The 25,329-nt window shown below is 60.6% G+C and carries 22 protein-coding genes; 12 read left to right on the top strand and 10 right to left on the bottom strand.

Annotation, left to right across the window (positions count from 1 at the left end; translation table 11 throughout):
• Nucleotides 1–120 precede the first annotated feature (120 nt).
• Nucleotides 121–741, bottom strand: a complete 621-nt coding sequence (locus Q8X48_RS22715; RefSeq protein ID WP_407801952.1) for a cell wall hydrolase — start codon at nucleotides 739–741, stop codon at nucleotides 121–123.
• A gap of 142 nt (nucleotides 742–883) precedes the next feature.
• Here Q8X48_RS22715 and Q8X48_RS22710 point away from each other — a divergent pair, with 142 nt between their 5' ends.
• The gene (locus Q8X48_RS22710; RefSeq protein WP_407801951.1) at nucleotides 884–1,735 is read left to right on the top strand and encodes a CAP domain-containing protein; all 852 of its coding nucleotides are present in this window, start codon (nucleotides 884–886) and stop codon (nucleotides 1,733–1,735) included.
• Between the two features lie 220 nt (nucleotides 1,736–1,955).
• Complete coding sequence (gene proS / locus Q8X48_RS22705; RefSeq protein WP_407801950.1) at nucleotides 1,956–3,446, top strand: proline--tRNA ligase; 1,491 nt, start codon at nucleotides 1,956–1,958, stop codon at nucleotides 3,444–3,446.
• On the opposite strand, the gene Q8X48_RS22700 is transcribed toward proS, so the two are convergent.
• The 5 genes from Q8X48_RS22700 to Q8X48_RS22680 all read right to left on the bottom strand — a co-directional run bounded on the left by Q8X48_RS22700 (nucleotide 3,428) and on the right by Q8X48_RS22680 (nucleotide 9,259).
• Entirely contained in the window at nucleotides 3,428–3,805 is a 378-nt protein-coding gene (locus tag Q8X48_RS22700) for a hypothetical protein (protein WP_407801949.1), read from the bottom strand. The two genes, proS and Q8X48_RS22700, sit on opposite strands and share 19 nt — an antisense overlap.
• Before the next feature lie 394 nt (nucleotides 3,806–4,199).
• Nucleotides 4,200–4,355 (bottom strand): DUF2474 domain-containing protein, encoded by a 156-nt coding sequence (locus tag Q8X48_RS22695; protein WP_407801948.1) that lies wholly within the window; start codon nucleotides 4,353–4,355, stop codon nucleotides 4,200–4,202.
• Nucleotides 4,342–5,358, bottom strand: a complete 1,017-nt coding sequence (gene cydB, locus Q8X48_RS22690) for a cytochrome d ubiquinol oxidase subunit II (protein WP_407801947.1) — start codon at nucleotides 5,356–5,358, stop codon at nucleotides 4,342–4,344. The genes Q8X48_RS22695 and cydB overlap by 14 nt, the downstream gene beginning before the upstream one ends.
• Nucleotides 5,359–5,375: 17 nt before the next feature.
• The gene (locus Q8X48_RS22685; RefSeq protein ID WP_095967275.1) at nucleotides 5,376–6,797 is read right to left on the bottom strand and encodes a cytochrome ubiquinol oxidase subunit I; all 1,422 of its coding nucleotides are present in this window, start codon (nucleotides 6,795–6,797) and stop codon (nucleotides 5,376–5,378) included.
• Between the two features lie 137 nt (nucleotides 6,798–6,934).
• Nucleotides 6,935–9,259, bottom strand: coding sequence for an FdhF/YdeP family oxidoreductase (locus Q8X48_RS22680; protein WP_407801946.1), 2,325 nt, complete (start codon nucleotides 9,257–9,259; stop codon nucleotides 6,935–6,937).
• A 717-nt stretch (nucleotides 9,260–9,976) separates the two neighbouring features.
• Here Q8X48_RS22680 and moaA point away from each other — a divergent pair.
• Together moaA and Q8X48_RS22670 are read left to right on the top strand one after the other, a co-directional pair.
• Entirely contained in the window at nucleotides 9,977–10,975 is a 999-nt protein-coding gene (gene moaA, locus Q8X48_RS22675; protein ID WP_407801945.1) for a GTP 3',8-cyclase MoaA, read from the top strand.
• Between the two features lie 5 nt (nucleotides 10,976–10,980).
• On the top strand, nucleotides 10,981–11,880 hold the full coding sequence (locus Q8X48_RS22670; protein WP_407801944.1) for a bestrophin family protein: 900 nt from the start codon (nucleotides 10,981–10,983) through the stop codon (nucleotides 11,878–11,880).
• A gap of 329 nt (nucleotides 11,881–12,209) precedes the next feature.
• Here Q8X48_RS22670 and Q8X48_RS22665 read toward each other — a convergent pair whose 3' ends face one another.
• Nucleotides 12,210–13,415, bottom strand: a complete 1,206-nt coding sequence (locus Q8X48_RS22665; protein ID WP_407801943.1) for a molybdopterin molybdotransferase MoeA — start codon at nucleotides 13,413–13,415, stop codon at nucleotides 12,210–12,212.
• Nucleotides 13,412–13,951 carry a molybdenum cofactor biosynthesis protein B gene (gene moaB, locus Q8X48_RS22660; RefSeq protein WP_407801942.1) on the bottom strand — a complete coding sequence of 180 codons (540 nt, stop codon included), beginning with the start codon at nucleotides 13,949–13,951 and terminating at the stop codon, nucleotides 13,412–13,414. Before moaB ends, Q8X48_RS22665 begins: the two co-directional genes overlap by 4 nt.
• 298 nt (nucleotides 13,952–14,249) lie before the next feature.
• On the opposite strand from moaB, the gene Q8X48_RS22655 reads away from it, so the two are divergent.
• From Q8X48_RS22655 to Q8X48_RS22625, 7 genes are all read left to right on the top strand, one after another.
• Nucleotides 14,250–15,140, top strand: coding sequence for a LysR family transcriptional regulator (locus tag Q8X48_RS22655; RefSeq protein WP_126046152.1), 891 nt, complete (start codon nucleotides 14,250–14,252; stop codon nucleotides 15,138–15,140).
• Nucleotides 15,141–15,284: 144 nt separating this feature from the next.
• Nucleotides 15,285–16,112, top strand: coding sequence for a formate dehydrogenase accessory sulfurtransferase FdhD (gene fdhD, locus Q8X48_RS22650; protein WP_407801941.1), 828 nt, complete (start codon nucleotides 15,285–15,287; stop codon nucleotides 16,110–16,112).
• A gap of 43 nt (nucleotides 16,113–16,155) precedes the next feature.
• Nucleotides 16,156–16,662, top strand: a complete 507-nt coding sequence (gene moaC / locus Q8X48_RS22645; RefSeq protein ID WP_095967283.1) for a cyclic pyranopterin monophosphate synthase MoaC — start codon at nucleotides 16,156–16,158, stop codon at nucleotides 16,660–16,662.
• A complete protein-coding gene (moaD, locus tag Q8X48_RS22640; RefSeq protein WP_126046154.1) occupies nucleotides 16,659–16,910 on the top strand; it encodes a molybdopterin converting factor subunit 1 in 252 nt (83 codons plus the stop codon). Before moaC ends, moaD begins: the two co-directional genes overlap by 4 nt.
• A 3-nt stretch (nucleotides 16,911–16,913) precedes the next feature.
• A complete protein-coding gene (gene moaE, locus Q8X48_RS22635; protein ID WP_407801940.1) occupies nucleotides 16,914–17,402 on the top strand; it encodes a molybdopterin synthase catalytic subunit MoaE in 489 nt (162 codons plus the stop codon).
• Between the two features lie 44 nt (nucleotides 17,403–17,446).
• The gene (gene chrA / locus Q8X48_RS22630) at nucleotides 17,447–18,805 is read left to right on the top strand and encodes a chromate efflux transporter (RefSeq protein ID WP_407801939.1); all 1,359 of its coding nucleotides are present in this window, start codon (nucleotides 17,447–17,449) and stop codon (nucleotides 18,803–18,805) included.
• A 473-nt stretch (nucleotides 18,806–19,278) separates the two neighbouring features.
• Nucleotides 19,279–20,574: an NAD(P)/FAD-dependent oxidoreductase gene (locus Q8X48_RS22625; protein ID WP_407801937.1), complete on the top strand. Its 1,296-nt coding sequence runs from the start codon at nucleotides 19,279–19,281 to the stop codon at nucleotides 20,572–20,574.
• Nucleotides 20,575–20,721: 147 nt separating this feature from the next.
• Here the strand turns inward: Q8X48_RS22625 and Q8X48_RS22620 are convergent, their stop codons facing one another.
• Nucleotides 20,722–21,504: a DeoR/GlpR family DNA-binding transcription regulator gene (locus Q8X48_RS22620; RefSeq protein WP_407801936.1), complete on the bottom strand. Its 783-nt coding sequence runs from the start codon at nucleotides 21,502–21,504 to the stop codon at nucleotides 20,722–20,724.
• Nucleotides 21,505–21,930: 426 nt separating this feature from the next.
• Here Q8X48_RS22620 and speF point away from each other — a divergent pair, with 426 nt between their 5' ends.
• A complete protein-coding gene (gene speF, locus Q8X48_RS22615; RefSeq protein ID WP_407801934.1) occupies nucleotides 21,931–24,114 on the top strand; it encodes an ornithine decarboxylase SpeF in 2,184 nt (727 codons plus the stop codon).
• Between the two features lie 60 nt (nucleotides 24,115–24,174).
• On the opposite strand, the gene Q8X48_RS22610 is transcribed toward speF, so the two are convergent.
• Nucleotides 24,175–25,314: an OmpA family protein gene (locus Q8X48_RS22610; protein WP_407801932.1), complete on the bottom strand. Its 1,140-nt coding sequence runs from the start codon at nucleotides 25,312–25,314 to the stop codon at nucleotides 24,175–24,177.
• Between the last annotated feature and the right edge of the window lie 15 nt (nucleotides 25,315–25,329).

Genomic DNA, 25,329 nt, shown 5'->3' with positions numbered 1-25,329 from the left:
TGCTTATAACGTCATGTCACGCACGGTTGCGTCATGCAGCTTATAAAACAGAAACATTTCAGTTTGGATAACGCCGCGCACGACCTCTGCAAAAACACTATCTGGCCGAAATCTGCGCGGCTACCTGGCCGATCCGTCACGGGGCTTATAGAACCGGAACAGGCCGATATCCACGGTCCTGATGTATTTCCTGGCCCAATCCGGCTTGACCGTACGATCATGGAAATACAGGGCACCCTGGGTGCGATCCGGCAGCTCCTTGTTCAGGGCCTTGCGCGCAATTTCCTTGGCCATCGCATACGGCACCTCTTCCTGGACCGAATCGGATCTGCCGTCACACCACCAGGAGAACTGACAGCTCTTGGTCTCCGATCCCTGCTTGACCACTTTGCACACCGTGTCCGGAAAGCCCTCGTGACCCAGGCGATTCATGACCACATTGGCCACCGCCTCCATGTCGGCAGAGTCCTTGCCCTTGGCTTCCCAGTAAATGGAGCGGGCCAGGCACGTGATCGCATCGTCCAGCGGCGCGGCACCCGCCGGGTCAACGGCCTGGACCTCGGACGGGGTAATGGCTTCGACCTTGGGAGCCGTTGCGGGGGATTTATTCTCGGCGGCCTTCTGTTCCAGCACCTGGGCCTTGTTCTCCGCCGATTCCTCTTTTTGCTCCTGATCCGTAGCCGATACCGGGCCGGCGAGCAGTGTGAGGGCGAAGCAGGTGGCGATCCAGTCGAGGCGCATGGTCGGTGTCGCTCGGTGAGTGGTTCGATTCAGTCTAGTAGTGAAATGATTTCGCCCACCCCACTACACTCTGGATAAATCCGTTGTCTTAAATGGGCCAACTTCGCGCATCATGAGCGCCATCTGCTCAAGGGGGATTTTCATGGGATTCATCTCATACGCAATGCGCCTGGCCGGTGTGTCACTGGGCCTGGTATGTGCCGCCAACGCCATGGCGGCGGACGAAGCGCAATTGATCGAATCGATCAACGTCTACCGCAGCCAACTACAGCGCTGTGCCGGCCAGGTGTCATCGGAACTGCCGCCGCTGTCGGCCGACCCGCGCCTGGTGCTGAGCGCCTCGAGCATCGGTAATCTGCAGCAGGCCATGGCCACTGCCGGTTATCCGATGAAGAACGTGCAGGCCATCAGCCTGTCCGGACCTCGCGATGCAGCCGCAGCGATGAAGGCGATCCAGGAGAGTTTTTGCCAGATCGTCCTCGACCCGCAATTCGTCGATGTCGGCGTCAGCCGCCAGGACCAGCAATGGCGCATCGTGGTCGCGCGTCCGTTGTTGAGCGCACGCCTAGGCGACGCGCAGGCCGAAGGCCAGAAGCTGCTCGCCGAACTCAACACCGCACGCACCCAGCCACGCCAGTGCGGCACGCAATCCTTCCCCGCCGCGCCAGCGCTGGCCTGGAACGCCACACTGGCCAGCGCCGCCGAAAGCAACTCGCGCTCCATGGCCAACAACAACTATTTCGACCACAAGGACCGCGACGGCCGCACCCCGGGCGACCGCGCGGAACTGGCCGGCTACAACTTCCAGCAGATCGGCGAAAACATCGCCGCCGGGCAAGACACCGCACACAAAGTGGTCGAAGGCTGGCTGTCCAGCCCCGGCCACTGCGCCAACCTGATGAACCCGCAGTTCCGCGAGTTGGGCGCGGCGTATGCGACCGACCCGAAGAGCGATGCGGGGATTTACTGGACGGCGATGTTTGGGGCGCAGTGAGCGCCATAGCCCCCGAAGCGATGGCTTTGGGGGTTCTTTGTGGTCAATGAACACTTCGAAGAGCGAAGTAACTTTATAAAATGAAAGACCCTTCTGAAGGAAATTTCTGAAATATGAAAAACCACACATGAAATCTTGAAATTTCAAAACGCAATAAATATACCTAGCCCCTTACGACACCATTTCGAATAGCAAATTTCGACCTCAAAGTCAGGGTTCTATGAAAAACGCAATATCACCTACAAGAAATGACAACTTTTCTGACTGGTATCAACAAGTGATTATCCAGTCGGAAATGGCTGAGAACTCTCCAGTTCGAGGTTGCATGGTTATCCGTCCGTGGGGATATGGCATATGGGAGCAGATCCAACGAGAGCTTGATCAGAAAATCAAAGACACAGGACATTCAAACGCCTATTTTCCACTATTGATTCCGTTATCCTTTCTTCAAAAAGAAGCCGAGCATGTTGAAGGCTTTGCCAAAGAGTGCGCGGTTGTAACCCATCACCGTCTCGAAAAATCAACGGATGGAACCCTTACTCCCGCAGGAACACTAGAAGAACCGTTGATCATCAGGCCCACCAGTGAAACGGTCATCGGTGCATCCTTTTCACGATGGGTACAAAGCTATCGGGATCTGCCGCTCCTTATCAATCAATGGGCGAACGTAATGCGCTGGGAAATGCGTCCTCGGATTTTCCTTCGCTCATCGGAGTTCCTATGGCAAGAAGGTCACACCGTTCACGCAACTCATGATGAGGCCTTGGACGAAACGCTAAAGATGCTGGATATCTACGAGCGCTTTACTACCGAGCACTTGGCCATACCGGTAATCAAGGGTGAAAAGTGCTCTTGGGAGCGTTTTCCGGGCGCCGTCAGCACCTATACCATTGAAGCAATGATGCAAGACGGCAAGGCCCTGCAAGCAGGTACTTCTCATTTTCTAGGCCAGAACTTCGCACAGAGTTCAGACATTCGCTTCGTGAACAAAGAAGGGATAAAGGAACTGGCATGGACCACGTCCTGGGGAGTATCCACGCGATTGATCGGCGCGATGATAATGGCCCATGGAGACGATGACGGGCTAGTACTCCCGCCCCTCGTGGCGCCGACCCAGGTGATCATTGTTCCGATCGTCCGCGACGAACAAAATGCAGATGCCATTAATGCCTACTGCAAAAAACTGCAAAAACAGCTTTCCCGGAAAAAACTGAAGGGGCAAAACCTAAGGGCCAGCATCGATTGGCGGGACATGAACGGCGGTGAAAAAAAGTGGTTCCACATAAAGCGTGGCGTCCCTGTCCGGGTCGAGATTGGCATTAAGGAACTGGAGCAAAATGTGGTGTCTTACTCCTGTCGAAACAACTGCAAAACTCTTCTGAAGCTTGACACTGAAAGTTTCGTTAAAAATATCTCTAAAATACTGGCCACCCTTCAAAAAGACATGTTGGAGGTAGCACAGAAGAAATTGGCCGACAACACCACAATGGTCACTACCCTGGACGAATTCAAAACGCGATTTAAACAGAACGCAAAACTTAACGCCTTTGTTCTCGCCCCCTTCACCGAAGACAAAAAAGTTGAAAAAGCCATCGGAGAGTTTGGAGTAACCGTTCGCTGTATTCCGCTCAACCAACCTAAAGCTTCCGCAACCTGTTTATTCACCGGTCGTAAAACGGACACCTGGGCACTTTATGCAAAGTCATATTGATCCCCGGCAACGAAGGCCAAGACACACCCGCGCGTCCAAAGCCTGAAGCGTTCAGCACTTACCTTGCGACCGATCAGATACTGCAACAAGATTGATGCCAGTGCGTTGGAGACGAATACCACATGGATGATTTCGTACATTTGCTCGGTGGAGTACGTCGTTAGCAAGTATTGGCCTACATACAGGTGAAACTGCCCGAATACACCAGCCAACAGGACGTGAACCTGGGCGCTGTAATGACAAGACTCTATGCCCTTCAAGAAAGTTTTTGCGGTGAGACTGAAGTCCTTGGCCGCGGGACAGATCGTACCTGTAGGAACGAAGCGTGCTCGCGAAAAACGTCTGAACAACGCGATCATTCAGACAGCGCGCGTTATCGTTGACGTCCATCGCGAGCAAGCTCGCTCCTACAGGGAAATACGTACCCATCAGAACCAGGTCGGCCGGTAGGCCGCCTCGCTTTGGCTTTAGATCTTCTTGCCCCCTCGAGAGGCCGAGCGCAGGTTCTGCGTAGTGGGCACTGTAGGAGCGAGCTTGCTCGCGAGAAACCTGAGAGCACCGCGGGGTGTCAGGTTCCCCACATCATCGTTGACGTCCATCGCGAGCAAGCTCGCTCCTACAGGCCGGGCGGCGTTCCGCTCTTCCAGATGACCCGCCGTCTGGGCGGAATCAATAGTCGCCGTGACCGCAGAAATGGATATTCACCCAATCCAAACACCTCAAAGCGAACTGGAACCCTCTAACGACTTGCCATCAGTGACTACTCATCCCAGCCACCTGCATCAACATCCGCAACGCCCCCGCCGCCACCCCCAACGCAACCACACTGCCCAGCCAGATCAACACCAGCCACCCAAGGCGCTTGTACCAAGGCGCCGGTGCCGGTTCACGGGAATCAATGGTAGCCATCGCCAATCCTCACTTTGCCGCGGAACACGTAGTAGCTCCAGACCGTGTACATCAGGATGATCGGCAGGATGAACAGCGCGCCAATCAGGATGAACAACTGGCTGGTCGGCGGTGACGCCGCCGCCCACAGGCTGATCGACGGCGGCACGATGTTCGGCCAGATACTGAACGCCAGACCGATGTAGCCGAGGAACACCAGCATCAGGGTGAAGGCGAACGGCCAATGGGTGTGGCGTTGGCGCAGGGTCTTGAGCAAGCCGAACATCGCCAGCAAGGCCAGCACCGCGAGGCCTGCGAACACCGCCAGGTGCGCATGGGCAAACCAGCGCGTAGCGATGTCCGGATGCAGGATCGGCGTCCACACACAGATCACGCCGATCACCGCCAACAACAGCCAGGCCAGGGGCCGGGTGAACAGGCGCATGCGCGATTCGAGCATGCCTTCGGTCTTGACCAGCAACCAGGTGCTGCCGAGCAGCGCATAGGCGACGATCAGGCCGACTCCGCAGAACAACGGAAAGGGTGCCAGCCAGTCCAGCGGACCACCGGCGAACTGGCGGTCGACCACCGGGATACCGGCAATGTAAGTGCCGATCACCACGCCTTGGGAGAAGGTCGCCAGCAGCGAACCGCCGATGAACGCCATGTCCCAGACATGACGCTTTTCAGGGCTGGCCTTGAAGCGAAACTCGAACGCCACGCCGCGAAAGATCAAGCCGCACAACATCAGGATCAACGGCAGGTACAGCGCTTCGAGAATCACCGAATAGGCCAGCGGGAACGCGCCGTACAGGGCCGCGCCACCCAGCACCAGCCAGGTCTCGTTGCCGTCCCAGACCGGTGCCACGGTGTTCATCATCACATCGCGCTCCTGCGCATCCGGGATCAGCGGAAACAGAATGCCCAACCCCAGGTCGAAGCCGTCCATGATCACGTACATCATCACGCCGAAGGCGATGATCAAGCCCCAGATCAGCGATAAATCGATACCTTGAATACCCATGACTCAACTCCCTTCCTTCAATTGACGCGGGCGTCGGTTTCGAGGATTTCAGCGTCGGCGGACAGCGGCCGGCGCGGTGTGATCACCTGATCGGAATGCCCCGCAGGCGCATGCTCGTGATGGGGTTTGGGCCCCTTGGCCACCAGTTTCATCATGTAGCCGATACCCACCGTGAAGACCGAGAAGTAGATCACCACGAACAGCGCCAACGAGAGGCTCAACTGCGTGACGCTGTGATTGGACGCGGCATTCGCGGTACGTTGCAGGCCATAGACCACCCACGGTTGGCGCCCCACTTCCGTGGTGATCCAGCCGGCGAGCATGGCGATCAGGCCGCTGGGGCCCATCCACAGCATCAGGCGCAGGAACCAGCGGTTGCGGTAGATGGCACCGCTGCGACGCAGGACCAGGCCGAGCACGCCGGCCAGCACCATCAACATGCCCAGCCCAGCCATGACGCGGAAGCTCCAGAAAATGATCGTCGCGTTGGGGCGATCCTCTTTCGGGAAGCTCTTGAGCGCCGGGATCTGCTTGTCGAGGCTGTGGGTCAGGATCAGGCTGCCCAAGTACGGAATCTCGATGGCGTACTTGGTTTTCTCGGCCTGCATGTCCGGGATGCCGAACAGCACCAGCGGCGTCGCTTCGCTACCGTTGTTTTCCCAGTGCCCTTCGATGGCGGCGATCTTCGCCGGTTGATGTTCCAGGGTGTTCAAGCCGTGGGCGTCACCCACTACGGCCTGGATCGGACAGACGATCAAGGCCATCCACAACGCCATCGACAGCATCTTGCGTACTTGTTTGGTGTCGTTGCCGCGCAGCAGGTGCCACGCCGCCGACGAGCCGACAAAGAACGCCGTGGCCACGAAGGCGGCAATCGCCATGTGCGCCAGGCGGTACGGGAACGACGGGTTGAACACGATGGCCAGCCAGTCCAGCGGCATCACGCGCCCGTCGACGATCTCGAAACCCTGTGGCGTCTGCATCCAGCTGTTGGAGGCGAGAATCCAGAAGGTCGAAATCAGCGTGCCGATGGCGACCATCACCGTCGAGAAGAAGTGCAAGCCACGCCCTACCCGGTTCCAGCCGAACAGCATGACCCCGAGGAAACCGGCCTCAAGGAAGAACGCCGTGAGCACTTCATAGGTCAGCAAGGGCCCGGTGATGCTGCCGGCGAAGTCGGAGAAGCGGCTCCAGTTGGTGCCGAACTCGTAGGCCATGACCAGCCCCGAGACCACGCCCATGCCGAAGTTGACGGCGAAAATCTTCGACCAGAAATGGTAGAGATCGCGGTAGGTGTCGTTGTGGGTCTTCAGCCAAAGCCCTTCGAGCACCGCCAGGAAACTGGCCAGCCCGATGGTGATGGCGGGAAAGATGATGTGGAACGAAACCGTGAACGCGAATTGCATCCGCGCCAGGTCCAGTGCCTCCAGATTGAACATATCGAAATCCTCATTGCGGATTTAAAACTGTGGGAGCGAACTTGCTCGCGATGAGGCCGGCACCTTCAACATCAATGGCGTCTGGCACCCAGCAATCGCGAGCAAGCTCGCTCCCACAAAGTCTTGAGTGATCGGCACTACGCGGCGGACGTCGAAATCAGGTTGCTGGCCCTGGCCTGCTCCAGCCGGATGGCGACGAACTTGGAAGTCGGGGTGAAGGTGCGCTCACCGTAACTTTCCAGCGGCACCAGCGGATTGGTCTCCGGGTAGTACGCCGCCGCCTGACCGGCCGGAATGTCGTAGGCAATCAGGGTGAAACCGCTGACCCGACGCTCGCGATCGTCGTCCCACAGCGCCACCAGATCGACCTTCTGCCCCGGTTCGAAACCCAGCCGGCGGATGTCCTGCTCGTTGGCGAAGACCACATCGCGCATGCCGTAGACCCCGCGATAACGGTCATCCAGGCCGTACAGCGTGGTGTTGTACTGATCGTGGGAACGCATGGTCTGCAGAATCAGGTGCGGCTTGACCGCCAGGTTGCGCACGCCCTCGCTGATCAGGTGCTCAGGCAGCACGCTCGGGGTGAACTGGGCCTTGCCGCTGGCGGTTTTCCAGATGCGCCTGGCCGCGTCGTTTGGCATGTGGAAACCGCCCGGATGCAGCAAGCGCCGGTTGAAATCTTCGAAGCCGGGAATGGTGTCGGCAATCATGTTGCGGATGCGGCCGTAGTCGCCGATGGCCCAGTTCCAGTCGATCGGGTGCTTGCCCAGTGTCGCGGCAGCGATGCCGGCGATGATCGCCGGTTCCGACAGCAAGTGTTTGGACTTGGGTTTCAGTTGGCCGTGAGAGATGTGGATCATGCTGAAGGTGTCTTCCACGGTGACGCCTTGCGGCCCTTCGGCCTGGATGTCGATGTCGGTGCGGCCCAAGCACGGCAGGATCAGCGCTTCACGGCCGGTGACCAGATGGCTGCGGTTGAGCTTGGTGGCGATGTGCACGGTGAGGTCGCACTTGCGCAACGCAGCGTGGGTACGCGGCGTGTCGGGGGTGGCCTGGGCGAAGTTACCGCCCAGGGCGATAAACACTTTTGAGCGCCCCTGCTCCATCGCGCCGATCGCCATCACGGTGTTGTGGCCATGCTCACGCGGCGGCTTGAAGGAGAAGCGTTTTTCCAGGGCATCAAGCAACTCGGTGGGCGCCAGTTCGTTGATGCCCATGGTGCGGTCGCCCTGCACGTTACTGTGACCGCGAACCGGCGACAGCCCCGCACCGGGACGGCCGACGTTGCCGCGCAGCAGCATCAGGTTGATGACTTCCTGCAGGGTCGGCACCGAGTGCGTGTGCTGGGTCAGGCCCATCGCCCAGCACATGATCACCCGTTTGGCCCGGGCGTACATGCGGGCGGCGAGCTCGATGTCAGCCAAGGACATGCCCGACTGCTGCTCGATGTGCTCCCAACTGGTGGCGTCGACTTCGCCCAGGTAGGCCCCCATTCCCGAGGTGTGTTCGGCGATGAACTCGTGGTCGAATACCGGCTCGCCGCCGCTGACCTGTGCTTCGCGCTCCCACTGCAGCAGGAACTTGACCATGCCGCGCATGACCGCCATGTCGCCACCCAGCGCCGGGCGGAAGTACGCGGTGTTGGTCGGTTCGGAGCCGTTCATGAGCATTTCGATCGGGTGCTGCGGATGCTGGAAGCGCTCCAGTCCGCGCTCCTTGAGCGGGTTGATGCAGATCACCTGTGCCCCGCGCTTGACCGCTTCGCGCAAGGGCTCGAGCATCCGCGGGTGGTTGGTGCCGGGGTTCTGGCCGATGACGAAGATCGCGTCGGCATGTTCCAGGTCGTCGAACACCACGGTGCCTTTGCCCACGCCGAGGCTTTCGATCATGCTCACCGCGCTGGCTTCGTGGCACATGTTGGAGCAGTCGGGAAAGTTGTTGGTGCCGTAGGCCCGCACGAACAGCTGGTACAAATAAGCCGCCTCGTTGCTGGCCCGGCCCGAGGTGTAGAACTCGGCCTGGTCCGGCGATTCCAGCGCGTTGAGGTGCCGGGCGATCGTCGCGAAGGCCTCGTCCCAGGTGGTTTCCACGTAACGGTCGGTGGCCGCGTCATAGCGCATCGGGTGGGTCAGGCGGCCCTGATACTCGAGCCAGTAATCGCTCTGCTCAGCCAGCGCCGAGACGCTGTATTTGTTGAAGAACGCCGGGTCGACCAGACGGCCCGTGGCTTCCCAGTTAACCGCCTTGGCGCCGTTTTCGCAGAACTTGACCATGCCGTTTTCCGGCGACTCGCCCCAGGCGCAACCGGGGCAGTCGAAGCCGCCGTTCTGGTTGGTCTTGAGCATGGCGCGAATGTTCTTCAGCGCGTTTTCACTGCCCAGCCAGTTCCGGGTAACAGCAATCAGTGCACCCCAACCGGCGGCGGCACCTTTATAGGGTTTGTAGCGGTCGACTTGAGACATGGTACTTCTCCGTGACCTGATTCAGGCCATTGATCGTTTGACGGAGAAAAGCATATGGACAGGGGTAAATTATTGTCTAATCGCTATTTACGACCGCATTATCGAAACGCTCTATCACGAGTTTAAATACTTATTTTTCAATAACTTGAAATCACTTACAGCCCTTGAAACCACAAAATAAAGTTCATCATCGACCCGCTCGATCACCCGGTTGTTAATAGTGATTGGACGCCCGTGAAAGTTGCTCTTAGCCTGCGCTCAACAGATCCGTTAACAGCGCAATACCTGTAGGAGCGAGCTTGCTCGCGATGGACTCAAGAGCACCGCGTTCAGTCAGCCAGCACGCGTAATCGTTAACGACCATCGCGAGCAGGCTCGCTCCTACACCTTTTCTCAACAGATCCGTTATCAGCGCAATACCTGTGGGAGCGAGCTCGCTCGCGATGGACTCAAGAGCACCGCGTTCAGCCAGTCAGCACGCGTCATCGTTAACGACCATCGCGAGCAGGGCTCGCTCCTACACCTGCGCTCAACAGATCCGTTAACAGCGCAATACCTGTAGGAGCGAGCTTGCTCGCGATGGACTCAAGAGCACCGCGTTTAGTCAGTAAACACGCATAATCGTTAACGACCATCGCGAGCAGGCTCGCTCCTACAAAGACAAAACCCGATTAACGGAATGTCCATTCAACGCATGCAGTACCAAGCGAGGGTGTCATGTCAGAACGAGTCTTGATCGATGGCTTCTCCCGGCGCGTGGACTATCTGCGCATGTCGGTCACCGACCGCTGCGATTTCCGTTGCGTGTATTGCATGGCCGAGGACATGCAGTTTCTACCGCGCCAACGGGTGCTGACCCTGGAAGAGATCTATCAAACGGCGCAAAGCTTCGTCGCGCTGGGCACCCGCAAGATCCGCCTGACCGGAGGCGAGCCGCTGATTCGTCCGGGCGTGGTGCAGTTGTGCGAGAAGATCGCCGCCCTGCCCGGCCTGCGCGAACTGTGCATGACCACCAACGGCTCGCAACTGGCCAGACTGGCCGTGCCGTTGTTCGAGGCCGGGGTCAAGCGCCTCAACATCAGCCTCGACTGCCTGGACCCGCAACGCTTTCGCGAACTGACCCGCACCGGTGACCTGGCACAGGTGATCAAGGGCATCGACGCGGCCAACCAGGCGGGCTTTCGCAACACCAAGCTCAACTGCGTGGTGATGAAGGGCCGCAACGACCATGAGATCAATGATCTGGTGAGCTTCGCCATCGACCGCAACCTCGACATCTCCTTCATCGAGGAAATGCCGTTGGGCACCATCGACGAGCACAGCCGCGCCGAATCGTTTTTCGCAAGTGCCCAGGTCCGCGAACGCATCGCCGAACGCTACACTTTGATTGATTCCGCCGAGTCGACCCAGGGTCCGTCGCGCTACTGGCGCCTGGCCGAAGCGCCGCAGATTCGCCTGGGGTTCATCTCCCCCCACAGCCACAACTTCTGCGGCACCTGCAATCGGGTGCGGCTGACCGTGGAAGGACGCCTGCTGCTGTGCCTGGGCAATGAACACTCGGTGGATCTCAAGGCAGTCTTGCGCAGCCACCCCGGACAGCCCGAGCGCCTGGAAAAAGCCATTATCGAGGCGATGAAACTCAAGCCTTATCGACACAACTTCGAAGTGAACGACGATGTCCAGGTCATTCGCTTCATGAACATGACGGGCGGCTGAAACCCATGATCGTGAGACCCAAACCCAACCTGATCGGCGTGCTGACGTCCCTCAAGGGTTCGATTGCCAAGCGCATTGCCTGGCGCAGCCTGATGGTGACGTTGCTCGCCTCGGCCATCGTGCTCATCGAAACCTTGCATCCCAGCTACTTTTCAAAGGTCAGCGCAACGCCCTTCACGCTGCTGGGTTTGTCGTTGTCGATCTTCATGAGCTTTCGCAACAACGCCTGCTACGACCGCTGGTATGAAGCGCGCAAGGCGTGGGGCGATGTGATAGTCGAAGTCCGCTCGATGATTCGGGAAACCCTGGTGCTCAAGGACACGGATGAGCGGCATACGATCCTCAGCAACCTGTGCGGCTTCGCCCATGCCCTCAACGCACGGCTGCGCCAGGAAAACGAACTGGCCGCCAGTGGCGACTGGCTGCACCCGATGCCCAAGGGCAACACCACGGACATCAGCGGGCAGATCCTGATGCAGGTCGGTCAGCAGTGCTCGACACTCAACGAGTCCGGTGCGATCAACGACTGGCGCTACACGCTCATGGCCAACCACCTGGCCGGCCTGACCCACGCCCAGGCGGTCTGTGAGCGGATCAAGCACACCCCGCTGCCGTTTCCCTACACCCTGTTGTTGCACCGCACCATCTACCTGTTCTGCATCCTTTTGCCGTTTGCCATGGCCGAACCCCTGGGCTGGCTGACACCGATCTTCACCGCGATTGTCAGCTACACCTTTTTTGGCCTGGATGCGATTGCCGACGAACTGGAAGACCCCTTCGGCCGCGACGAAAACGACCTGCCCACCGACGCCATCGTGCGCAACATCGAGCGCGATGTGCTGGCGGCACTGGGCGTGACGGAGTTGCCGCCGCAACTGGAGCCGGTGGATTTTGTGTTGAACTGAAACTAAAGAAACACACAGAACCTGTGGGAGCGAGCTTGCTCGCGAAGGCGGTCTGTCTGCCGACATCTCTGTTGGATGTACCGGCCTCTTCGCGGGCAAGCCCGCTCCCACAGGGATTGTGGGTAGCCTTGGGATTGGCGTTCACTGAAGATCAAAACTGTGGGAGCGAGCCTGCTCGCGAAGGCGGTCTGTCTGCCGACATCTCTGTTGGATGTACCGGCCTCTTCGCGGGCAAGCCCGCTCCCACAGGGATTGTGGCCTGCCGCGGGATTGGCGTTCACTGAAGATCAAAACTGTGGGAGCAGGCTCGCTCCCACAAGGGGGCAGTGTCAAAACAGTTCGCTGAAGGGTATGAACCGCGCCGTGTCGCCCATTTCCAGGGTGCAACCTTCCGGCACTTCCACCAGTCCATCGGCCCAGGATGCTCCCAACAAAACGCCTGAACTCTGGTTCGGATACAACACAGCCCGACCGCCCTCCAGCCTGGCCCGCAGGTATTCGCGGCGGCTTCCGGGTTTGGGCCAGGCAAAGCCGACGCTGACCAGGAAGCTCAACGGTTCGACGTCTTCGACACCCTGAATCCGCAACAGATAAGCCCGGGCCAGCAGGCCGAAAGTGACCAACGCCGATGTCGGATTACCCGGCAGGCCAATCACCGGCACGCGGCCGAAGTGGCCCACGGTCAATGGCTTGCCGGGTTTGATCGATAGTTTCCACAGCAACGGCTTGCCGCACTCGCGCAGCACCTGGCCGAGGCAATCGGCGTCACCGGCGGACACACCGCCCGTGCTGAGCATCAGGTCTGCCGTGCGTTGCAGCTGTTCGAGCTTGAGCCGCGTCTGGCGTGGTTCGTCGGGAAGAATGCCGGCATCGATGACCTCGCAACCCAACGCATTCAACCAATGGCTCAACAATGTACGGTTGCTGTTGTAGATGCTGCCAGGCCTGAGGGGATTGCCCGGCTCTACCAGTTCATCGCCGGTGGACAGCAACGCCACCCGTGGTCGGCGCACCACCTGCACATGGGTGCAGCCCTGCGCCGCCGCGACCGCCAGTTCGAACGGACCGAGGCGCTTGCCGGCACGCAGCAGCACATCGCCGACGCGATTCTCCTGGCCTTGCGGGCGGATGTTGCTGCCGGCGCTCAGGGGTTGCTTGAAGCGTATGCGTCCGTCATCCAGGACCTGCGTGTTCTCCTGCATCTCCACACAGTCGGCACCCGGCGGAACCGGTGCGCCGGTGAAGATCCGCGCGCAGGTTCCCGGTGCCAGGGCTTCGGGGGCCTGACCGGCAAACACTTGCTGCGACACGGCCAGCGGTGCCCCGTCCCAACCCTCGACATTCAGGGCATAGCCGTCCATGGCGCTGTTGGGCCATGGCGGCAGATCGAGGGTCGCCAGCAGGTCATTGGCCAATACCCGTTGCCGCGCGGCTTCGAGCGGCACGGCTTCGCTGTCTTCAATCCACTGCGCCTCGGCCATTGTCAGTAAACGGTCGATGGCGTCCTCTACCCGCATCAAGGGTGAAGCGCTCATCCGCGCGTCCCGCAGGCTTGCACAGGCTTAAGGTGCGGTACGAAATTGCACGGCCGGTGGCGCGCGTCGAGCTGCTCGGCAAGGATGCCTTCCCACGCGGTGCGGCAGGCACCCGTGGAACCCGGCAGGCAGCAGACCAGCGTGCCATTGGCCAGCCCGGCCAGCGCCCGGCTCTGCACCGTGGAAGTACCGATGTCGAGGATCGAAATCGCCCGGAACAGCTCACCGAAGCCATCGATCTGCTTATCCAGCAAGCAGGCCACTGCCTCGGGGGTGCTGTCGCGGCCGGTGAACCCGGTGCCGCCCGTGATCAGCACCACCTGGATGCCGTCGTCGGCGATCCAGTTCGCCACCTGTGCGCGGATCTTGTACAGGTCATCCTTGAGCAGGTTGCGCTCGCTGAGGGTGTGGCCGGCTTCCAGCAAACGGCTGACGAGTAATTGGCCGGAGGTGTCATTGGCATATTCACGGGTATCGCTGACGGTCAGTACGGCAATATTCAAAGGGATAAACAACGTATCCGGTTTGACGCTCATGGAGTTCTCCGGCAGGCATGAATTAGACAGCTAAGTTAAATGACTCCCGGAGACTAATTCTATAAATCAAGCCGTGTCTAATCACTCTAACCAACCAGACTATCGAGGCGCTCTATCAATATAAAAAGACCAGAAAAAACATCATTGATAGAGCCCGTCGATAACCCCTTAAACAACAGTGATTGGACGCACGCCAAAGACAGTGAGATCGTCCGCACCTCACGTTTGCGCCTCGCCTTGTGTCTTGCACACCCGGGTCAATACTTAACCCTTCACTCCCCCGCCAGCAGGTGCCGTCATGGACATCAAACAACTCAAGTTCCTGATCGCCCTGGAGCAGACCCGCCACTTCGGCCAGGCGGCCGCGCGCTGCCACATCACCCAGCCCACCCTGTCGATGCGCCTGCGCAACCTGGAGGATGAACTGGACCTGGTGCTGGTCACCCGGGGTCAGCGCTTCGAAGGTTTTACCGAGGCCGGCGAACGCGTACTGGCCTGGGCCCGGACCCTGCTGGCCGCCCACGACGGGCTCTTCGCCGAGGCCGCCGCGTGCCGGGGCCAGCTCGTGGGTAACCTGCGCCTGGGGCTGGTGCCGCTCAGCAGCTTCAACCCGGTCACCTACATCCAGGGCCTGTCCCGCAGCTTTCCCGAGCTCAAGTACAGCCTGTCGTCCCTGAGTTCCGACCAGATCATCGAGGGCCTGGGCAACAATCAGCTGGACCTGGGCGTGTGCTACCTCGATCACGTCAACCCGAGCTATTTCGAGTTTTTCGAGATCGGCGAGACCCGCGTCGGCCTGTTGTACGACACCCGCCACTTCCATTTCGACGGCACGCAAATGAGCTGGGAGGACGCCGCCGAACTGCCGCTGGGGATGCTCAGCAACGGCATGCACTACCGCAAATCCATCGACCTGAGCTTTCGCAGCCGCGGACTGGACCCGCAGCCGATCCTGGAAAGCGACTCGACCTACCAGTTGCTGCAGGCGATCCACGAAGGTTTCTGCTGCGCGATCATGCCGCTGGACAGTGGCCTGGAAGAGCCCATCGAACACCTGTCGTTCATCGAATTGCCCGATGCCAGCGTGCTCGCGCCCCTGGGCCTGGTGATGCGCAAGACTGAGCCACGTTCGGCGATTGCCGAGAAGTGTTTCGCCGAAGCACGAACGTTATTCAACCGGACCCACTGAGCAACTTTCGGCTTTATAAAACCGAACCATAGATGTTTGCCCGCCGTGATAGACATCACCAATCGGTGCATCGGAACAAGCGATTGGACGCTTTGAAAAGTTACCCGTAGCCTGAACTTAATTCAGCGCTTCGAGGTTCTTTTCATGTTGTGCAAAGTTGAACAAGCCGATGATCGAAGCGACACTAACGCCCCTGCACCCAAACCCTTAAGCGTGAACTTTCGCGAATACGAAAACGGCGCATCAGTCTGTCAGGCGGCGCTGGCTTCAGAGATTGCCCTGGCAATCACCTACAACGGTTTGAGCCAGGCCGTGATGATGGTGTCGCCGGGCAACCTCGAAGATTTCATCCGCGGTTTCAGCGTCAGCAACGACATCGTTCGGGACCCGCGTGAAATCTACGACCTGCGCCTGACCCACTTCGACCAGGCCGTACAAGCCGACGTGCAGATCTCCAGTCGCGCGTTCTGGGCGCTGAAGAACCATCGTCGGCAAATGGCGGGTACCAGTGGCTGCGGACTGTGCGGCGTGGAAGCGCTGGAGCAGGCCCTGCCGAAACTTGAGATTCTCGAGCCGGTTGCCCTGCCGCCCGCCGAGCACTTCATCGACATCCGCCAGCGCATCGAACAGGCCCAGCAAATGGCCCGCAGCAGCGGCGCCCTGCACGCAGCGTTGTACTTCGACAGCGAAGGCAACGCGCTGATCTGCCGCGAAGACATTGGCCGCCACAACGCGCTGGACAAGTTGATCGGTGCCCTGCAACACGCCGGCATCGACAGCCGCAGCGGCTTCACCGTGGTCACCAGTCGTTGCAGCCTGGAGCTGATCCACAAGGCTGTCAGGGCCAGGCTCGGCACGCTGGTCAGCCTGTCGGCGCCCACCGCCCTGACCGTGCAATGGGCGATCAGGCATCGCCTCAACCTGATTCACGTCCCCCACCGCAACGCGCCACGCATCTACAGCCCGGCATGATGCCTTCACCTGATCACCGCGCCGGCCAGCGCAGGAACCTCCCATGACAGACATTTCACATGCATCGCCCAACGGCCTGACCCACCTCGACAACCAGGGTCGCGCCAACATGGTCGATGTCAGCGAAAAACCCCCGACGCAGCGTGAAGCCCAGGCCCAGGCCTGGGTGCGGATGCGCCCGGAAACCCTGAAGCTGATTCAAAGCGACGGCCACCCCAAGGGCGACGTATTTGCCGTGGCGCGGATCGCCGGCATCATGGCGGCGAAAAAGACCCATGAGCTGATCCCGCTGTGCCACACCCTGCTGCTGAGCTCGATCCATGTCGAACTCAAGGCCTGCACACCGGACAGCGTGAAGATCCTCGGCACCTGCCGCGTCGAGGGCCAGACCGGGGTCGAGCTCGAAGCCCTGACTGCGGTCAGTGTGGCAGCCCTGACCCTCTACGACATGTGCAAGGCCGTGGACCGGGGCATGGTCATCGACGACATCCGCCTGCTCAGTAAACAAGGTGGCCGCTCCGGTCATTTCAAGTTCGAGGACGCACAATGATCCTGATCAATTACTTCGCCCGTTACCGCGAACAGCTCAACCTGGGCGGTGAAAAACTGCCCCTGACCGACAGCCTCCGGACCATCGAAGACGTGCGCCGCTTGCTGATGGCTCGCGGCGAGCTGTGGAGCCAGGTGCTCGGTGAGAACAACCTGATGTGCGCACTGAACCAGGAGCTGTGCCACCCGGACCGGGTGATCGAGGACTTTGACGAGATCGCCTTTTTTCCACCGGTCACCGGGGGCTGAGGCATGACGGTTCGGGTCCAGCGTGAAGTGTTCGACGTCACTCAGTTGATCGCCAGCCTGCAGGCCAAGGATCCGGGCGTGGGTGCCGTGGTCAACTTCGTCGGCTACGTGCGCGACATCAATCAGGGTGAGGCGGTCGCCGGGTTGTTTCTGGAGCACTACCCGGGCATGACCGAACGCTCGTTGCAAAAGATCATCGACAACGCCCGGACTCGATGGCCTCTGCGGGCCGTAGAGGTCGTGCATCGGATCGGCCCGTTGTCGATCAGTGAGCCGATCGTGTTTGTCGGCGTCAGCAGCCCGCATCGCCAGGCCGCTTTCGAGGCCTGTGCGTTCATCATGGACTACCTGAAAACCGACGCGCCGTTCTGGAAGCGCGAAGACGTGGCCGGCGGCGCACGCTGGGTCGATGCCCGGGACAGCGACCGATCCGCTGTCGTGCGCTGGGCAGATACGCCACAAGAGGCGGCTATGCAACGCGTTCCGGCATAGCTACAGTCACGGGCTCAACGTTTCCCTGCACAAGGAACCCGCGCTTGAGCCCCACGCCCTCCCCGATCACGCAACAGGCTGTGCCCCAACCCCGGACCATCAGCCTGCGCGAAGCCTTCCTGTTCTGGCTCAAGCTTGGTTTCATCAGTTTCGGCGGGCCGGCGGGGCAGATTTCGATCATGCATCAGGAACTGGTCGAACGCCGACGCTGGATCTCCGAGCGACGCTTTCTGCACGCCCTCAACTACTGCATGTTGCTGCCCGGGCCCGAGGCTCAGCAGTTGGCGACCTACATCGGCTGGCTGATGCACCGGACCTGGGGCGGCGTGATCGCCGGCGTGCTGTTTGTGCTGCCGTCGCTGTTCATCCTGATCGCGCTGTCCTGGGTGTACATCGCCTTTGGCGACGTGCCCGTGGTCGCCGGACTGTTTTACGGGATCAAGCCGGCGGTCACGGCCATCGTGGTGCAGGCGGCTCACCGGATCGGCTCGCGGGCGCTGAAGAATGGCTGGTTATGGGGCATCGCCGCCGCGTCCTTCGTGGCCATCTTCGTGATCAACTTGCCGTTTCCGTTGATCGTGCTCGGGGCGGCGATCATCGGTTACTTCGGCGGACGACTGGTACCGGAAAAATTCAGGACCGGTGGCCACAGCGCGGCGAAACAATCCTACGGCCCGGCTGTGATCGACGATGACACCCCGTCCCCTGAACACGCCCGGTTCAACGGTTTGAAACTGGCGCGTCTGGCGGTGATCGGTGCGATCTTGTGGACACTGCCCATGGCCACGCTCACCGTCCTGTTCGGCTGGGAAGGCACGCTGACCCAGATGGCCTGGTTCTTCACCAAGGCGGCGCTGCTGACTTTTGGCGGTGCCTATGCGGTGCTGCCGTATGTGTACCAGGGCGCGGTCGGTCACTACGGATGGCTGACGCCGACGCAGATGATCGACGGCCTGGCGCTCGGAGAAACCACTCCAGGCCCGTTGATCATGGTCGTCGCCTTCGTCGGCTTCATCGGCGCCTACGTGCAGCAGGTCTTCGGCCCGGATCAAGCCTTTGTCGCCGGTGCCGTGGCCGCCACGCTGGTGACCTGGTTCACCTTCCTGCCTTCGTTCCTGTTCATCCTCGCCGGCGGACCATTGGTGGAATCGACGCACAACGAACTCACCTTCACCGCGCCGCTGACGGCCATTACGGCCGCCGTGGTGGGCGTGATTCTCAATCTGGCGTGTTTCTTTGCCTATCACGTGCTGTGGCCCAAAGGCTTCGAAGGAACACTGGACTGGCCTTCGCTGCTGATCGCCATCGTCGCGGGCATTGCCTTGCTGCGGTTCAAGCGCGGGGTGATCGAGGTGCTGATCGGCTGCGGCTTGATCGGGCTGGTGGTGCACCTGATGTTCTGAATCAAACATTTACACGCGCGCTAATCCTCCCTAGTATCCAGCCATCCCCGGATGGCTTGTTCCACTCGCCACCGACGATTTCCGCCGCCGGAAACCTGCGCCATGCGTACTTTGCCGTCACTGCTGAACATTTCGATCCAGGCCACCTCGCTGTTGGCCACGGACGGCATTGCATGAAGCGCATCGTCAACCTGCCCATGGCCCTGCGCCGCTCCAAGTTGCGTCACTCCGCACGTCCGCCGGATAGCGCCCTGCTCGCCTGATCGGCGAGCCCCCTTCTTTCGCTATCCCGGTCCGCGAGCACCCTGCTCAGCCATACACAGAACCTGTGGGAGCGGGCTTGCTCGCGAAGGCGGTGTGTCATTCAGCAGTGATGTCGGCTGAAAGTACGCCTTCGCGAGCAAGCCCGCTCCCACAAGAACTGCGCTCGCCTGACCGGCATTGGTATCTCCCCATTCTGCCTGGACACCGACATGACTCAACGTTGCAATTCCTACTACACCGCCACCCTCAACCAGGACACCGATTACCCGACGCTGCAAGGCCGGCACAAGGTTGACGTGGTGATCATCGGCGGCGGTTTCACCGGCGTGGCCACCGCCGTCGAGCTGGCGGAAAAAGGCCTGAAGGTCGCCATCGTCGAAAGCCACAAAATCGGCTGGGGCGCCACCGGGCGCAACGGCGGCCAGGTCACCGGCAGCCTGTCGGGCGATGAAGCCATGCGCAAACAGATGCGCCGCTCCATCGGTGATGAAGTCGACGACTTCATCTGGAACCTGCGCTGGCGCGGGCACCAGATCATCCGGCAGCGCGTGGAAAAATACGGCATCGCCTGCGACCTCAAGCACGGCCACCTGCACGCCGCGTACAAACCCGCGCACATGGGCGGCTTGCGCAAGGATTACGACGAGGCGGTGCGCCGTGGCATGGGCGATGAAGTCAGCCTGCTCGACCGCAGCCAGGTGCGCGACCTGCTGCAAAGCGACCTCTACCACGGCGCGATCAAGAACACCCGCAACATGCACCTGCACCCGCTCAACCTGTGCATCGGTGAGGCCCGCGCCGCCGAAAGCCTGGGTGCGTTGATCTTCGAGAACAGCGAAGTGCTGGAGATCATCCATGGCGATGGCCTTCACAAGAGCCCTGGCGTACGTACCGCCCACGGGCACATCGACGCCAACCAGGTGCTGCTGGCCGGCGACGTCTACCACAAGCTGGAACCGGGCAAGCTCAAGGGCAAGATTTTCCCGGCCATGGGCGGCATCGTCACCACCGCGCCGCTGGGCGATCTGGCCAGGCAGATCAACCCCGAAGACCTGGCGGTCTACGACTGCCGCTTCGTGCTCGATTACTACCGCCTCACCGCTGACGGTCGCCTGTTGTTCGGTGGCGGCGCCAACTACAGCGGCAAGGATTCACGGGACATCGCCGCCGAGTTGCGCCCGTGCATCGAGCAGACCTTCCCGGCGCTCAAAGGCGTGGCCATCGATTACCAGTGGAGCTGCGCGATGGGCATCGTGATCAACCGCATCCCGCAACTGGGCAAGCTGTCGGACAACGTCTGGTACTGCCAGGGCTACTCCGGCCACGGCATCGCCACCACCCACATCATGGGTGAAATCATGGGCCGCGCGATTACAGGCCAAATGGCGCAGTTCGACACCTTTGCCGCCTGCCAGCACATCCGCGTGCCCATGGGCGACCTGCTGGGCAACCCGATGCTTGCCGCCGGGATGTGGTACTACCAGATGCTTGAGCGATTGCGCTGAGCCCCCTGCATTGATGTTGTTTGTGTTGGCCCCTTCGCGAGCAGGCTCGCTCCCACACTGGACTTGTGTGCGCCACCGATCCCCTGTGGGAGCGAGCCTGCTCGCGAAGAGGCCGGCACATTCAACACACCTGCCAGCAAAAAAAGCTCAAGCCTGCACCACCTCAATTCCCAACACCCGGTAGTCCTCCACATTGCCAGACGCCACATGCCGCTCGGTGATCAGCGTGTGCACACGGTTGCAAGGCGCGACGACAAAGGGCTCCACCGCGCCCAGCTTATCGGCGGTGGTGACGGCAATCACATGGGACGCACAATCGAGCATCGCCTGCTTCACCGGCACTTCATCAAAGTGCAGTGAGCTCAAGCCCACCTGCGGGTGAATCGCGCAGACCCCGGTAAACAGCAGATCGGCCTTGATGCCCGCCAGCAGCCGCAAGGTTTCGTGGCCGCTGGCCGACATCGTCGCCGGGCTCAGCTGGCCCCCGGCCAGGATCACCTTGATGCCTTTGTATTCGGACAGGGTAATAGCCGTCATCGGCGACGCCGTGATCGCGGTGATGGCGATGTCCGTCGGTAGCGAACGTGCGATCTGCAAGGTGGTGGTGCCCGAGTCGAACACCACGATCTGACCGTCCTGCACCCGTTGCGCAGCCAGTTGCGCCAGATGGGTTTTCACCTCATCGGTTTCGCTGATCCGGGTGAAATAGTCCTTGCCCGTGTCTTTGGGCCGCGGCAACGCCCCGCCGTGCACCCGCTGCACCAGGCCGGCACTGGCCAGTTCCGCCAGATCGCGGCGGATGGTGTCTTCGGACACCGCGAAATGCTGGCTCAATTCCGAGGCCATGACCTTGCCGTCACGCTCGAGGATCAACAGGATTTTTTGCCGGCGCACTGACGGCAGTTCGGCAGCTGAATGGTTTTCTTGCATGTTTTTGCCCGTTTATGCGTGTAACTGCGTGTTGCACGAGAGTATCCGCAACCCCCGGCAAAAACAACGAACCGGCCCGGTATCATTTTTTTCGATCTTTCAAATCATTACAGCGAATTTTTTATTTTCCCGTGAGCTGTTCAAGATGGCGCCGTCGCTCATGTCCTGGATGGAAACCTCATGAATATCAATTTTGCCTTTGCGTGCATGATCGTGGTCTCGTTCACCATTGCGCTGGTACACGCCTGACCGACAGGTCGTGAGGCGTCAAGATGTGCAAGGTCGCGGTAAAAGCCTGACAGATCAGGAAAATGCTCTATAACCAGTGGTGACACGATTTCCGATGCTGGGGAACTGGAAGGCTCCCTCGGAAGTTGATCTCTTAAAAAGCTGCGGACAATTGAGTGCCCGCCTGGAGACGCCACGATGAAACCCCTGAAAATAGCCGCCAGCGATGGCGCCGCCGCAACCTTCAAGAACGCTCGGGAAGTGGTAGCGCTCAGCCAGACCGATTTCACCAACGTCGCCGTGGCGGTGGTGTCTGTCAATGACGTCATGGCCGGCGCCCTGGGTGCCATTCAGCGCACCGGTTTCGACATTCCGATTTTCCTGGTGGCCTCGCCGGATTCAGCCAACCGTCCCCGGGAAGTCTATAAGCACCTGACGGACGTGCTGCTGCAGGTGAACGGCATTTTCGATCTCACCCGCGCCAACGCCGAGTACCATGGCAACCAACTGGAAACAGCGGCCCGAGCCTATGAAGACAGCCTGCTGCCGCCCTTCTTCGACTCACTGAAGAAGTACACCGAAGCGGCCAACGCGACCTTTGCCTGCCCCGGTCACCAGGGCGGCCAGTTCTTTCGCAAGCACCCGGCCGGCCGGCAGTTTTTCGACTTCTTCGGCGAGACGCTGTTTCGCGCCGACATGTGCAACGCCGACGTCAAGCTCGGTGACCTGCTGATCCACGAAGGCCCGGCGCTGCTGGCGCAGAAGCACGCCGCGCAAGTGTTCAACGCCGACAAGACCTACTTCGTGCTCAACGGCACCTCGGCGTCGAACAAGGTGGTGACCAACGCCCTGCTGACCCCGGGCGACCTGGTGCTGTTCGACCGCAACAACCACAAGTCCAACCACCAGGGCGCGCTGCTGCAGGCCGGGGCTACGCCTGTGTATCTGGAAACCGCGCGCAACCCCTACGGCTTCATCGGCGGCATCGACGCCCACTGTTTCGACGAAGACTACCTGCGCGAACTGATCGCCGAAGTCGCCCCGGACAAGGCCCAACTGCCACGGCCATTCCGCCTGGCGATCATCCAGTTGGGCACCTATGACGGCACCGTGTACAACGCCCGGCAAGTGGTCGACCGCATCGGCAAGCTGTGTGACTACATCCTGTTCGACTCGGCGTGGGTCGGCTACGAGCAGTTCATCCCGATGATGAAAGACTGCTCGCCGCTGTTGCTCGACCTGAACGAGAACGACCCGGGCATCTTCGTCACCCAATCGGTGCACAAACAGCAGGCCGGTTTTTCCCAGGCCTCCCAGGTGCACAAGAAAGACCGGCACATCAAGGGCCAGGCCCGCTATTGCAACCACCACCGGCTCAACAACGCCTTCATGGCCCAGGCCTCCACCAGCCCCTTCTACCCGCTGTTCGCCTCGCTGGATGTCAACGCACGCATCCACTCCGGCCGCAGCGGCCTGCGCCTGTGGGAAGACTGCGTGAAGTTCGGCATCGAAGCGCGCAAGCTGATTCTCGAAGCCTGCACCATGGTCCGCCCGTTTGTGCCGGACACCATTGAAGGGCGCGCCTGGGAAGACTACCCAACGGAAGACATCGCCAACGACATCCGCTTCTTCGAGTTCCATCCCAAGGACCGCTGGCACGCCTTTGCCGGCTACGCCGAGAAGCAGTACTTCATCGACCCGTGCAAGTTGCTGTTCACCACGCCGGGCATCGACCCGGTGGACGGCAGCTACACCGACTTCGGCATTCACGCCGGCATCCTCGCCAACTTCCTGCGCGAGAACGGCATCGTCCCGGAAAAGTGCGACCTCAACTCGATCCTGTTCCTGCTCACCCCCGCCGAAGACTGGGCGAAGATGACCCACCTGGCCGCCCAGATCGCTCGCTTCGAACGCTTCATCAGCGATGACGCGCCGATGAGCCGGGTGCTGCCGGCCATCTACGCGCAGCATCAGGAGCGCTACCACAACTACACCATTCGCCAGCTCTGCCAGGAAATGCACGACCTGTATCGCCACCACAACGTGCAGCAGTTGCAGAAGGACATGTTCCGCAAGGAACACTTCCCGAAAAAAGCCATGAACCCGCAGCAAGCGCAAATCGAGTACATCCGCGGCAACGTCGAACTGGTGGCGCTGGCCGATGCCGACGGGCGTATCGCCGCTGAAGGTGCGCTGCCCTATCCACCGGGTGTGCTCTGCGTGGTGCCGGGTGAAATCTGGGGGGGCGCGGTGTTGAAATACTTCCTGGCGCTGGAGGAAGGCATCAACCGCTTGCCCGGCTTCACGCCGGAATTGCAAGGGGTGTACCTGAAGCAGGAAGGCGGTCGCACCCGGGCGTATGGGTATGTGATCAAGGCTTGATACCCGGCCAGGCGCTGTTGCAGATCCGGGTCTGCGTCAGCGCCTGGTTTTGCATTCACCTCAGGCTTGCGCAGCACGCTCCCCCGGCGTTTCCTGGCCACAGGCGCCCGCCTGGGGCAGCAGGCTGATTTCGACGCGTCGGTTGGCCGCGCGCCCGGACTCGCTGTCATTGCTGGTGACCGGCTGGCTGGCGGCAAAGCCCTGGACCGCAAAGCAACTGTCGGGGATGTCGCCCATGCGTTGCATCCAGTCACGTACGGCAGAAGCTCGCGCGTGGGAGAGCAGGAGATTGTCCTGCGGGTTTCCACGGCCATCGGTATGTCCGCCAATGACGATCAGCCAACCGGGCTGGGCCTTGATGTCGACCAGGGCGCCGATCAGGATCTTGGTCGAGCCCGGCTTAAGCTCGGCGCTACCAGCGTCGAACAGCGACAGGCTGTCCAGGCGTACAGGTTCGACAATCGTTTGTGCCGGCTCAAACAGTTGGGTAAATCGTTGCTCGATTGCACCGGTGGAGCCCAACCACCAAGCGCCGCTGACCAGGCCCGCCATGGCGGCTGCCGCGCCCAGCCACAGGGCAACGCGACGCTTGGCTGGCTGCATTTCAGGCATGGGGTTGGGTGGCAACATCACCACGGGCATCAACAGCGACGGTGCCGGTTCCGTGGGTGGCAGCGATAAGGTGCCGAGCGCAACGCTGCTGCGCTGCGTACGCTGGACCAGGCTTTCGATCTGCTGGCGCAAGGCGTGCAATGCGACCAGGGGCGGCTGCGCCTGTTGATCCAGGCGCTGCTGCAAACGCGCCAGCTCGGTGTCCAGTTCAAGCAACGCGGGGAAGTTATGCGCACTCAACGGCCTGTTGCGCAGCAGCGGCTGCCATTGCACGAACAGCCAGGCCAGCAGATCCAGGCGAACCGACGCCATGGGCGGCCATAAGGCCGGCCATTGACAACACAGTGACTCGATCAGCGCCACCCCCTGCACCATGCCTTCCAGGCCGTGGCGCTGACTGCGCGCCAAGGCAAACGCAGCCGCCGTTTGCAGGTCCCCGCCGTTCTGCTCGAACAGCGTCAGACACCACTGCTCTACCCTGGCCCAGTCCACGTCGGGACAGGCCGGGTGACTCAACTTCGCCAGCTCCTGGCGCAGCGACACGAACTCACCAAAACCGCGCGGATCACCGCCCAGCCGAATACGCATTTCAAATAACACCGT

Origin of the sequence: Pseudomonas sp. QLc11A (genome assembly GCF_052112305.1) — a bacterium.
GTDB lineage: Bacteria > Pseudomonadota > Gammaproteobacteria > Pseudomonadales > Pseudomonadaceae > Aquipseudomonas > Aquipseudomonas laurylsulfatiphila.
Note: the sequence above shows the minus strand (reverse complement) of the source record. Positions and strands in the feature narration are given on the sequence as shown.

Excerpts from the sequence above, each read along its gene's own strand:
- Q8X48_RS22715 (WP_407801952.1), bottom strand. The coding sequence starts at position 741 with ATGCGCCTCGACTGGATCGCCACCTGCTTCGCCCTCACACTGCTCGCC.
- Q8X48_RS22710 (WP_407801951.1), top strand. The coding sequence starts at position 884 with ATGGGATTCATCTCATACGCAATGCGCCTGGCCGGTGTGTCACTGGGC.
- proS (WP_407801950.1), top strand. The coding sequence starts at position 1,956 with ATGAAAAACGCAATATCACCTACAAGAAATGACAACTTTTCTGACTGG.
- Q8X48_RS22700 (WP_407801949.1), bottom strand. The coding sequence starts at position 3,805 with ATGATCGCGTTGTTCAGACGTTTTTCGCGAGCACGCTTCGTTCCTACA.
- Q8X48_RS22695 (WP_407801948.1), bottom strand. The coding sequence starts at position 4,355 with ATGGCTACCATTGATTCCCGTGAACCGGCACCGGCGCCTTGGTACAAG.
- cydB (WP_407801947.1), bottom strand. The coding sequence starts at position 5,358 with ATGGGTATTCAAGGTATCGATTTATCGCTGATCTGGGGCTTGATCATC.
- Q8X48_RS22685 (WP_095967275.1), bottom strand. The coding sequence starts at position 6,797 with ATGTTCAATCTGGAGGCACTGGACCTGGCGCGGATGCAATTCGCGTTC.
- Q8X48_RS22680 (WP_407801946.1), bottom strand. The coding sequence starts at position 9,259 with ATGTCTCAAGTCGACCGCTACAAACCCTATAAAGGTGCCGCCGCCGGT.
- moaA (WP_407801945.1), top strand. The coding sequence starts at position 9,977 with ATGTCAGAACGAGTCTTGATCGATGGCTTCTCCCGGCGCGTGGACTAT.
- Q8X48_RS22670 (WP_407801944.1), top strand. The coding sequence starts at position 10,981 with ATGATCGTGAGACCCAAACCCAACCTGATCGGCGTGCTGACGTCCCTC.
- Q8X48_RS22665 (WP_407801943.1), bottom strand. The coding sequence starts at position 13,415 with ATGAGCGCTTCACCCTTGATGCGGGTAGAGGACGCCATCGACCGTTTA.
- moaB (WP_407801942.1), bottom strand. The coding sequence starts at position 13,951 with ATGAGCGTCAAACCGGATACGTTGTTTATCCCTTTGAATATTGCCGTA.
- Q8X48_RS22655 (WP_126046152.1), top strand. The coding sequence starts at position 14,250 with ATGGACATCAAACAACTCAAGTTCCTGATCGCCCTGGAGCAGACCCGC.
- fdhD (WP_407801941.1), top strand. The coding sequence starts at position 15,285 with ATGTTGTGCAAAGTTGAACAAGCCGATGATCGAAGCGACACTAACGCC.
- moaC (WP_095967283.1), top strand. The coding sequence starts at position 16,156 with ATGACAGACATTTCACATGCATCGCCCAACGGCCTGACCCACCTCGAC.
- moaD (WP_126046154.1), top strand. The coding sequence starts at position 16,659 with ATGATCCTGATCAATTACTTCGCCCGTTACCGCGAACAGCTCAACCTG.
- moaE (WP_407801940.1), top strand. The coding sequence starts at position 16,914 with ATGACGGTTCGGGTCCAGCGTGAAGTGTTCGACGTCACTCAGTTGATC.
- Q8X48_RS22625 (WP_407801937.1), top strand. The coding sequence starts at position 19,279 with ATGACTCAACGTTGCAATTCCTACTACACCGCCACCCTCAACCAGGAC.
- Q8X48_RS22620 (WP_407801936.1), bottom strand. The coding sequence starts at position 21,504 with ATGCAAGAAAACCATTCAGCTGCCGAACTGCCGTCAGTGCGCCGGCAA.
- speF (WP_407801934.1), top strand. The coding sequence starts at position 21,931 with ATGAAACCCCTGAAAATAGCCGCCAGCGATGGCGCCGCCGCAACCTTC.
- Q8X48_RS22610 (WP_407801932.1), bottom strand. The coding sequence starts at position 25,314 with ATGCGTATTCGGCTGGGCGGTGATCCGCGCGGTTTTGGTGAGTTCGTG.